Source organism: Brevundimonas sp., assembly GCF_031082345.1.
Lineage (GTDB): Bacteria > Pseudomonadota > Alphaproteobacteria > Caulobacterales > Caulobacteraceae > Brevundimonas.
This window is the reverse complement of sequence record NZ_JAVHLH010000410.1, coordinates 1-989: the sequence shown is the minus strand read 5'-3', so window position 1 is coordinate 989 and position 989 is coordinate 1. Positions and strand designations below refer to the sequence as shown.

The following is a 989-nucleotide window of genomic DNA, read 5'->3' as shown; positions in this document are numbered from 1 at the left end:
CGACGATGCCGCGTGACAGGGCCGGGTCGCGCAACAGGTCGAGGCCGCCCTCGCCGCCAGTCCAGTCGGGATCGGCGGCGACGAAGGACCAGCGGCCCAGCGGCCCGCCGTCGGACAGCAGGGCCAGGGCGCCGTCGCGGTCGCGCAGGCCGGCGGCGACGGCGAGGGGGTCGCGCCACGGGTGGACGCGGGTCTCGATCGCCGGAAGGGGCTGGATCACGCCAGCCGCTCGCCGATGCGGTCGCGCAGGGCGGCGTCGACGCCGAGAGCCTGTTCGAGCCAGGCGTCGACCGAGCCGGCGCGGGCGACGATCTCGGCCAGGGCGGTTTCGAGGTAGACCGGCTCGACGCCGAGGAAGGCGACGACGGCGTCGTGGGCGGCGGGGCGGCCGGTCATGGTCTCGAGCTGGCGGGCGATGGCGGGGGCGCGGCCGGCGAGGTCGACGGCCGTATTGGTCAGCAGATAGTCCTCGATCATGTCGTCCGGGTGGACGTCGAGCAGGTGGTGGGTCAGGGCCGCCAGCAGGCCGGTGCGATCCTTGCCGGCGGCGCAGTGGATCAGGACCGGGCCGTCGGCCTCGGCCAGGGCGCGGAAATAGCGGGTGAACAGGTCGAGGTGGGCCGGCTCGAACGGCAGTTCGCGATAGGTCTCGGTCATGAAGCGCCGGCCGGCGTCGACGGTCAGGTCGGCGGTCTTGAGGAAGGTGATGTGCGGGGCCTCGCGGCCGTCGTCATGATCGCTCTCGATGACCAGACCCGAGAATCCGGGCGGGCGGCGCGAGGGCTGGTCGCGGCGCTCGCCGGGGCGGCGCAGGTCGACCACCGCGGCGAGGCCCAGGTCGGCCAGCCGGGCCAGATCGGCGTCGGAGGCGCGGGCGTGGTGGGCCGAACGGAACAGCCGGCCGCCGGCGATGCGACGGCCGGCGGCCGAGGCGTAGTCGCCATAGTCGCGGAAATTGTCGAGGGCGTCGAAGCGATGGAGGCGACCGG

General features: G+C 74.4%; 1 protein-coding gene and 1 pseudogene. Both read right to left on the bottom strand.

Annotated elements, in window-relative coordinates; all coding sequences use genetic code 11:
* A pseudogene (locus RDU12_RS15835) lies at positions 1 to 220 on the bottom strand (anthranilate synthase component I family protein); the annotation flags it as partial.
* Positions 217 to 989 (bottom strand): tyrosine-protein phosphatase (locus tag RDU12_RS15830; RefSeq protein WP_308685641.1); only part of this gene is annotated, 773 nt, incomplete at its 5' end. The gene RDU12_RS15830 and the pseudogene RDU12_RS15835, both read right to left, overlap by 4 nt.